Below are 9,430 nucleotides of genomic sequence, written 5' to 3' on the forward strand. Positions count from 1 at the left end.
GTCAGGCAGCCAAGCCAGGGTTGCCCGGCGGGCGGTTCGACCTCCGCCGGGCAACGGCCGTTCGCCGCAGCCGCCGTTTGCTGCGGCGAACGGACCGGACGACAGGAGGAGGGTCGTCGTGGACCTGTCGAGGTTCGAGGGGGAGCGGCCCGACTGGACCGCGCTCGGGGAGATGTTCAGCGACCTCAAGCGCACCTGGTCCGAGCTCCCCAACCTGCAGCGGCGCATGCTCGAGGTCACCGGGCAGGCGTGGTCCGACGACCGGATGATCAAGGCCGTGGTCGGGGCGCGTGGGCACCTGATCGAGCTTGAGATCGACCCGCGTGTCTACCGCAGGCCCGACTCGAAGGCGCTGGCTGCCACCATCGTGGCGACCGTGCGGTCCGCGACGGAGGACGCGAAACGGCAGACCAAGGAGATCGTCGACGGGAGTCTGCCCAGTGACATGCGCCTGAGCAGCATCGGTGGCATGGACATCGACGAGCTGGCGTACGGCCACGACGGCGACCTGCCACGGAAGAGGACGGACGAAGAACGTGGGCGGTGACAACCCCCTCGACATCACGAGCAGCATCCCGGACATCCTCGACGTCGCCGACGGCCTGCGGACCGAGGGCGAGAACCTGACGAACTCGGTGAACAGCGCGCTCGCCGCGATCAACAACCTGGACGTCCCGGCGATGTTCCCGCCGGACCACTTCACCAACGAGTTCCTGCGGACCTACCACAAGCAGGTCGACGCGGGTGGGGACGGGGCCATGCCGGCCAACACGGCGGTGAAGCACCAGGCCGGGCAGTTCGGTGCGGGGCTGACAGCCATCGCCGACTTCGTCACGGACGCGATGCTGAACTACCAGCGTGCCGACGAGCAGGGCGCCACGGAGATCAAAGAGGCGGGCGGTTATGGCGCGACCAGCCTCTGACGGGTACTGACGAGCCGGTCCGGGTCACCCGTCGGCGGGTCACAGCGGGGGAGGACGACGGTTGTCCGGCAGTTCGGACTGGATCCTCGAGTTCATGACATGGCTCGCGGACGAGGTCGAGCCGTACCTGCCCGGCACCGGTACGTTGGTCGGCAACATCCTCTACGGGGAGGTTCCCGAGGCCGACGAGGGCAAGCTCTACGAGCTGGCGAAGGCGTACGGTGCGGCGGCCGAGTTGCTGGCCAACTCCCACCAGGAGCTGGGGAAAGCCGCCGACGGCATCCTCGAGAACTGGCGCGGCGGCGGCGCCGCGGAGAAGTTCCCCGAACGCTGGTACCAGTATCTGGAGAGCCTGAGAAGCACCGCCGAGAGCATGGGCGCCCTGCAGGAGGGCGTCAACGGCTTCGCCCTCCAGGTCGAACTCATGAAGTTCATGGTGGGGATCAACCTGATGATCCTCGCCATCAGCCTCGTCATGATCATAATTGCTCTGATCCCTTCGTTCGGCGCCTCGGCGGGCGGTGTCCCGGCAGCCGTCGGCGCCGCCCAGGCCGGTATCCAGGCGGCCCGCGCCGCCATCATGAAGGCCATCAGCAGCATCTCCATCCGCGCGATGCTCGACGCGCTGCCCGCGTTCCTCGTCCGGGCGTTGCCCTCGGCGGTCGACGAAGGCACGCTCGCCCTCGCCCGGGAAACGGCCCCGATCGCGGCCCGCTCGGCGCTGCCGGACGTCCTGCGTACGGCGTTCCCCGCGCTGGGGCGGGAGGCGCTCAACCTCCTCCGCGACCTGCCGGCCAACCTGCTGCGGGGGATCCTGCCCAGGAACGTCATCGCCCGCGGCGTCGCCGACCGGATGGCCGCCGAGGCGCTGCGGGACATGGTCGGACGAAGCCTGCTCCGCTCACTCGAGCGGGAGGTCGGCGCCAAGGCGCTCACCCGACAGGGGCGGGCGCTCATCCAGCAGCAACTGGCCCGCGAGCTCGAAGAGCAGCTGGCCAGGAACTTCGGCGCCAGGGTCGCGGCGCGCTCAGCCGAGTCGCACGTGGCTCGCCTGGCCGCGGGAGAGCTGGCCCAGCAGGTCACGAGGGCCACCCTCGGCCGCGAGGCCGCGGGCATGGCCGCGAACGTCTCGTTCCGCGACGAGCTCGCCCGGTATCTCGGCACCCGGATGGCCATGGGCGCCGGCATCATGGGCGGCGGGAACCTCCTCGGTCAGTTCCTCCAGGTCGCCGACGGTCACCGGGCTCCCGGCGCGGTCGACTTCGGTGAGGCGGGCCTGTCCGCGGTATCGGGTGCGGCGTTCGGCGCGGGCATGTGGGGCAGCCCGCTGGGTCACATCCTCGGCGGCGGGGTCGCCGGCGGGACCCTGGCGCTGGGCACGCAGACCTACGACCACTTCGTCAAAGGAGAGGCGTTCAGCTGGAGTGACGTGGCGGCGGGCGCAGGTCACGGCGCTGCCGCGGGGGCGCTCTTCGGCACGTTGAACCACGTTCAGACGTCCGTGCGGCCGCTGCCGTTGAAGATCGGGCAGGAGGTCGTGGCCGTCCCCGGCGAGCACGGCCGTATCGGCATGCTGGCGCACGACGCGGGGGCACACACCGCGGTCGGTGTCGACGTCGCCGGCCGGGACACGTTCGGCGCGCGGTTCGGCGGGGAGGGCTTCAAACCGACGGAGATCGTCCGGATGGACGCGGAGGGCAATGTCATCGGGCGTCTCCCCGGTGACGTCTCCACCCCGAGGCCGGACGCCACGCGGGGAGAGCCGGCGTTCACCGACCCGTTCACCGGTCCCCACGGGCCGCGGCAGCCGGCCGCCGAGCTGCCGTCGCTCGACGCGCCCGTCCGCGAGCTTCCGCCCGGCACGAACCCGGACGGCCGACCGTCGCCGTCCGGCACCGGTTCGCGTGATGCCGGTTCGCGTGACGCCGGTCCGCGCGACGCCGGTCCGCGCGACGCCGGTCCGCGCGACGGCGGTTTGCGCGACGGCGGTTTGCGTGACGGAGGTTCGCGCGACGGCGCCCTGCGCGGTGGCGGCCCGCACGGTGGAGCCGGCCCGCGTGCTGGTCTCCCGCGTGACGGCGGCCCGCAGGACGGCTTTCCGCAGGACGGCTTTCCGCAGGACGGCTTCCCGCGTGGCGGCGGCCCGGATGGCGCGGGGGACGGCACGCCACCCCACGGCCGGCCTCCGGTCGATACGCACCCCGCGTACCCTGACACGTCCCCCCGCCACGTCGAGCTCGCCGGCTTCGACCACACCCCGGAGGTACGCCCCGACAACAGCCCTCCTGCGCGCTCCGACGTCGCCTCACCGGCGCCCACCGAGCACAGCCCGCCGGGTGGGACGCCCGAGCGGCCGGGGGAGCGGCCTCCGGCGCCCGGGGAGCGGACCGTTCCGCCGGAACGTCCGATCCGCTCGGATCATCCACCGGCCGGACCACCCGACCGGCCCACGGCCGCGGCCTACGACGGGCCCGCCGGCCCTCGCTCTGCGCACCCATATCCGCACCCGGAGGTCACGTCCGGCCATGCCGGGGCGTCCCGCCACGTCGAGCCCGCGCACTCCGGCCATGCGGACCATGCGCCGCTGGCGGACGCGATGACCGGCGCGTCGATCAGGCCCCGCGACGAGGTGGCGGCCTGGGAGTGGGCGGACAGCGCCTACGACCGGTTCCGGGCGGGTGACGCCGACATCGCGGACATCGCCGGCAGCCTGGCGGCGGTGGAGCGCCCGGGCGGCAGGATCGGGTTCACGCCCGAGGAGATCGGTCAGATCAAGCGCCATCTCATGGTCGACGAACATCTTGTCAGCGACTATGAGGGTGGTTTCATACGCCAGCGGTTCGACGCGGACCCCGACATAGCCGAGGCGTGGATTCGGTTGCGTGAGGGCCGTCATCTCAGTGAAGATCTCGGTCTTCTCGAGCATGAGCTCGCCGAGTCCGACTATCTGCGGGGGTATCCTGACGCGACGTATCCGCAGGCGCATGGATACGCCAATAGTGTTTACAACTGGCAGGATGTACGGCCGGGCCGTACTGGCGAGAATCTTGACACCTTATGGGGACGGGGGATTGCCGATGGCGATTCTGGTGGGTTTCGAGAAGGTCCGGGAAGACAGACGGGAGGTCGAGTACATCTTCGGGTACCCGAGGATGGACCGCCGTCTGATCATCGACAAGGAGTCGGAGCAGGGGAGTCCGCAGGACGGGAACAGGGACGGGGATTTCGCGGCGGTGTTCGTCAAGATCTTGCGGGCCCATCGCGGTGGGGCGGTCTGGCCGGCGAAGGGTTCGTACGCGGCGTAGAGGGTCTGCCGCGGGGTGCGGGGCGCATCCCGGACGGGGTGGTTCCGGTATCGCCCCCGGATGCGGCGCTCCCATCCGGGGGCGGCCCTGCCGTACCGTCTCAGCTGCCGCGGGATCCGGCCGGGCTGGTGCCGTTGGAGGAGCCTATCGGCGCGGATGTGCCGGTTGTGGGCGTGGACCAGGTCGGTTTCAGTGATGTGGTGCCGGCGCAGCCGGCCGAATCGCAGGCGCTGACCCCTGAATGGGTGCGGGACATCCTCGCCGCCCCGAAGACGCCCGAGCAGGTTGTGCGGTGGGTGCGGGAGCACCTCACCGGGCCGGGCGAAGACGGCACGATGGTGCCGAAGTCGGCGGCGGAGATCGACGAGACCGTCGCCCGTCTCCAGGCCGAGGCGGCCCAAGCCGTGGCCGCGCGCTCGGTGCCCGCTCCGGACGCCCCACCGGCTGTCGAGAAGACGTCGGGCCTGACGCCGATCGACCATATGTCGCAGGAGCTCGCACCGAGCGTCAACTTTCCGCCCGAACTTATCCGTACCGGTGCCGACCTGCCCAGCCAGGTGCACGAGCTGGTGGGCCGAGCCAAGGCGAACCTGCTCGACAAGTACCCCGAGCAGGTCGTCGCCGAGCGTATCCACGACCTCGACGTGATCGCGGGCCTGGCCGACCGGGTGCAGAGCTTGGCCGACCGGGCGCGGGCAAGTGGCGACCTGCGCGCTCTTGTGCAGGGGATACGTGATCTGAGTGTCAGGGTCGGGGAGTACGCCGACACCTACCGTAACTGGCGTGATTTCGACCGGGGTGGTGAGTTCGCTGATCCCGGATGGCGGGATCTTGACGGTGTCGACCCGCTCAACTCGGTTGAGATGGCGAACCGGGTCGTGAGCGTCGACCCCGCCACATACCGGTTTCACGTAATCGATCAAGCCATTGTGGTTGCGAAGATCGGCGACATTCTGGGTCCCGAATTCGAGGCGCACGCGGCGTGGACCTTCGAACGCACAATCCCGATGGATATGGACTCCGTGCGGGCCCTGCTTCCAGACGGTACGGCTACTTTCCGCATCGAACGTCAGGTTACTGTAGAACGTCCGCGTGGGTTCTACGACCCGGAGGTGGGTGTCACATTCGTTAATCCCCAGGCTGGCGATGGTCCCCGGTCGCTTGGCGCTCTCGCGGCCACTGTTGTACACGAGGGCATGCACGCACTGCAGCCAAGCAGGGCGCTGCTGGGAGGCGCCATCGAAACGAGCCTTCCGCGTGGCATGGCGGCCCGAGTGCACAATCAGCTCACGTTTGAGCGGGAGTACCAGGGCTTCGCTGTCCAGCAGGAGTTCCTCCGCGGCCTAGCCGGCCACCGTTCGCTCGACCCCACCGATGATCCGCGGATCCCAAACTCCGATGGGTACCGCGAATTGGCCGCCATGACTCCCGAGCAGCTCCGGAACATGGTGCTGGACAGATACATCCCGCAACGGTTAGACAATGAATTCGGCGGCATCCTCGTCTGGTACCCGGCGCTCATCCCGGAGAGCATCGTCCAGCAAGCTCGTTCGGCCATCATAGACGCAACGCATCCTATACCCACCGAGCGTCAGTACGGCAGCCTCCACGGACCGATCATGCGGCACGTTGTCGATACGTATGGCCTGGACCTTGACGGAGTACGGCAACGCCAGAGTGAGCTCTTGTTCCCAGCCCTACGTGATGCACCGCCACCAGCCCCGCCGACTCCCTATATGTTGTTGGCTTCTGACGTGCTGCCGGTCCCCGAAGTACTCTCGGCCGGAGAGTTTGGTCACGACGGCGGACCTCGCGTAGACGAGGAGCGGGCAGGCCCGGATTTCTCGGCATGGCAAGCAGCCGGACGGGATGGCGCACAAGGGCTACACGACGCAGTCTTGGAGCAAGCTACCGAAAGCCGTACCCCGACCGGGCTGGTCGACAACGATGCGGTGTCCCGACTTGCTGACCAACTGCCTAGACTTGAGGCCGAAGGCGGCGACGTCGTTCCGGCCCTCACCGAGATGGCTGGTGAGGCGCTGGGATTCGGTGACGCTTCGCTACAACGAGTTGGCGGCGAAGGTGCGAAGGGGCACTCCGGCGCGCCGGTCTTCCTCATACGAGATCCGTCGGGTGCGGTCGTAGCCGTGGTTAAGGTGTTCCCGAGGATGGAGGAGTTCGTACGTGAGCTGTCGTCAATCGAACGTCTCAGGTCGGACGAGTTTACGCGCCTGCGGGTTCCTGAGGTCCGGGGTGTGGCGGTTATCCTGCACGGTGACGCACCGGCTGGCGTCCTCCTGTCCTCCGTCGCATCCGGACGCGCAATCGACGACATTATGGCAGCTGTCCACGAAGCGTCCCCCGAGAACAGGCTGCGGGCGATGGAGGAGCTGAAGACCGCCGTCAGTGACACCGCCGCGGCCCTCGCGGAGTTGCATACGAGGCCTGTGAGTTCGGGCAGGCCGGTCGCCCAAGACTACTTAGATTTCCATACCGGTCTCGCTCGCCGGCTCACCAGCCAAGTGAGTGCCCGAGCCGACCTGGTCGAGCAGCACGGCTTGGACGTGCACGAACTCAGTCGACGCCTCGATGAGGCGATCGACGCAGCCCGGCGCTATCCCGGCAAATCAGCATTGGTTCATGGAGATGCCCACCCCGGCAACTTTTTCTGGGATCGGGCTCGCGGCGTCACGTTCATTGACACACCGACATTCCACTACTCGATGAATCACCATGGCGAACCCATAGCCTCCCCTGAACGCGACGTATCAAACTTCGAGCAGCGCCTCGCATACTACAGCCGCCAGTTTTCCTTCAGTCCAGCCGAAACGAAGATGTTGCTGGAACACTTTCGCGTATCATATCGGGAGGCGGGTGGGTCGACCCTGCACGACGGAACCATGAGAATGTTCGGAGCGCGCAGCGTCCTGAACAAACTCCTTCAAATTGTCGAGAGTCTGACCTCTTTCAATCATCCCGACTCCATTGCTACTGAACACGGTACGATAGAGATGAAACGGAAGTTCGAAAGGGAGCTCGAAGCGGAGATCGATCTCTTGAAGAAGTCATTGGGCTGGGAGGAATGACGGGTACCAGACGATCGTTTGACAATGACCCGAGCCGAACGGCGGCTCGGGTACTCGGGTCGGTCGCACTGCCCGCAGTTGGCGGTGGAGCATTGGCGATGACTCGGGATGGCAGCTGTGTCGTCACGTTTGCCCAGTCTCTGGTGTTGGTGGGCGGGGACAGGAAGATTCTCTGGGAAGTAGCCGGGGAAGGAGTCTCGTATGAACAGCCAACGATGCTTCCTGACGGTGGTCTGGCACGGATCGAGGGCGGATCGGTCGTAGTCAGGAGCGGCAGGTCCGGGGCGGTGTCGCGCTTGTTCCCGGTATCGCGAGTTTCCGAGCTCACGGCTATGCCACGGGGTGACCTTCTTTTCTATCAGGTGCTCGCCGACCATTCGGCGGAGCTGCGATGCACGACTGTCCAGGGGGAGCCGCGCTGGTCGTTCCACCTGAGTAAACGGGGGGGTACGGCACCGTTCGTTTTCGGCGACGTCATCCTCGTCGTCGAGCAGGGATTCGTCCACGGCCTCGGCCATGATGGGGTTCGTCTGTGGTCGTTTGACCACAGGGCCTTTGTCCTGTCCGGTTGCGACCTTCCGCCGCCGGACGGCCCACCGGTTTCAGGCGGGATCCTGGGTCGGAGACCGACGGTGGTGGGCGATACGACGCTGTTCGTTACCATGGAGTGGTACGCGGGGAGCGGATTCTTCCTCGTGGACACAGCTGGCCACCAGATTAGGCGATTCGAGAGCTCGGTTCCGCTTGGATCGCCGCTCACGGTGCTGGCCGACTCCGATAACGGTGTCCGTGTGGCCATGCTTGGACCTAGGATCGAAATCCGCCCGATGGAGTGGAACTGGCAGGTTATCATGCTGGATCTGGGCGGCACGCCGCTGTGGCGTCACCAGCTTCATGCGCCTCCGCTGTGCCTGGTCCCAGGACCCGGTGGGACGCTTCTGGTCATCGCATCACCATCGAGGAAACAATGGGACGATTACCATAAGTGGCACGATCTGTCCGATCAGACTTTCGTCCGCTGCCTGGAGCCGGACGGCTCAGCCCGCTGGACCTGGTATGCCCCTGGGCCGATCTCACACCTGCCCGTCGTGAGCCCGGACGGGATAGTGTATGTAGGAAGCGAACGCCGACTCTGGACACTTACCGTGGCCTCGGACAGTCGGTAGTGAACTTCATGTCGGAGCCGATCGGGGAGTGCCGGTCTACGCGCGGCGCCGGGAGGATCAGGAACGGACACGGAAGCTGTTCGCCGGATTGGATCGGCTGACAACGTGGCGAGCACGACGCTGGACCAGCGGTGGTGCCGACGGCCAGAACGTGAGCGGCATTTCGTCGGTGGGCGACGCTTAGGTCGTGCCGGTTGGCTGGGGAAGGGGTCGGTGTGGAGGCGGATCGGGTTGTTGCCGCGATCGAGCGCTATGTGTTCCAGTCGGGCGAGGAGATCGAATCTCGGCGAGACTGGCCTGATGCCGTCGTCTTTCACGCTGGGCGCCACTACTACTCGGCGCGGCTGGCGGATTGGCTGATCGGTTGGGAATCATGGGTCGAGTACGCGGTGCAGGTGGTCGTAAGTCGCACTTTCGCTGACAACGACGCCTACACGTACGGCTTGCTCTTCGCTCACGGTGGCGAGGTGTTGTTCCTTAATGATGTGGCGACGATACGGGAATTGGGTCGCCGGCTGGATGTGGATCTTGATCCGCTGGCTTATGCCGAGTTGTTGAGTGAGCTCTACTCGGTCAAGCTAATCGACGAGCCGGTGGTGTTGCCGAATGCGGCTACGACGCTGCACCGGGCGGGTGAGTTAGTGCGGGATGTGAACGCGTTCGCGGCTGACTATCCGTGGGTGGATGCCGCGCTGGTGGCTGCACCGGCTGCCCGTCGGGAGGATGGCGCGGTGGTGCTGGAGTTCTTCTCCTGCCACTACTACATAACCGGGTTGCGGGCGCTGGATGTCCTGCGATGGCGGGTGAGCGGAGGTGGTGGACGTCCGGCGTCGTGGGAGCGCGAGTACGTCGCGGAGCGGCTCGAGCACATCTGATCGGAGCGACAACTCGCACACCACCTGGGCGCGGCAGGCATCCGCCGCACCATCTTCGCGAACGAGATCGGATGG

At 66.9% G+C, this 9,430-nt stretch carries 5 protein-coding genes; all 5 read left to right on the plus strand.

Annotated features, from left to right (window positions below; genetic code table 11):
• Positions 1 to 118: 118 nt before the first annotated feature.
• The 5 genes from CM1CMNOD_RS00785 to CM1CMNOD_RS00805 all read left to right on the plus strand — a co-directional run bounded on the left by CM1CMNOD_RS00785 (position 119) and on the right by CM1CMNOD_RS00805 (position 9,355).
• A complete protein-coding gene (locus CM1CMNOD_RS00785) occupies positions 119 to 547 on the plus strand; it encodes a YbaB/EbfC family nucleoid-associated protein (protein ID WP_013871785.1) in 429 nt (142 codons plus the stop codon).
• Entirely contained in the window at positions 537 to 923 is a 387-nt protein-coding gene (locus tag CM1CMNOD_RS00790) for a hypothetical protein (protein ID WP_013871786.1), read from the plus strand. Before CM1CMNOD_RS00785 ends, CM1CMNOD_RS00790 begins: the two co-directional genes overlap by 11 nt.
• A 61-nt stretch (positions 924 to 984) precedes the next feature.
• Entirely contained in the window at positions 985 to 7,314 is a 6,330-nt protein-coding gene (locus tag CM1CMNOD_RS00795) for a phosphotransferase (RefSeq protein ID WP_013871787.1), read from the plus strand.
• Between the two features lie 332 nt (positions 7,315 to 7,646).
• The gene (locus CM1CMNOD_RS00800) at positions 7,647 to 8,480 is read left to right on the plus strand and encodes a hypothetical protein (RefSeq protein ID WP_131772008.1); all 834 of its coding nucleotides are present in this window, start codon (positions 7,647 to 7,649) and stop codon (positions 8,478 to 8,480) included.
• Between the two features lie 215 nt (positions 8,481 to 8,695).
• Positions 8,696 to 9,355, plus strand: a complete 660-nt coding sequence (locus CM1CMNOD_RS00805; RefSeq protein WP_013871789.1) for a hypothetical protein — start codon at positions 8,696 to 8,698, stop codon at positions 9,353 to 9,355.
• Positions 9,356 to 9,430: the final 75 nt, after the last annotated feature.

Origin of the sequence: Protofrankia symbiont of Coriaria myrtifolia, assembly GCF_900634755.1 — a bacterium.
Taxonomy (GTDB): Bacteria; Actinomycetota; Actinomycetes; order Frankiales; family Frankiaceae; genus Protofrankia; species Protofrankia coriariae.

Excerpts from the sequence above, each read along its gene's own strand:
- CM1CMNOD_RS00800 (WP_131772008.1), top strand. The coding sequence starts at position 7,647 with ATGCCACGGGGTGACCTTCTTTTCTATCAGGTGCTCGCCGACCATTCG.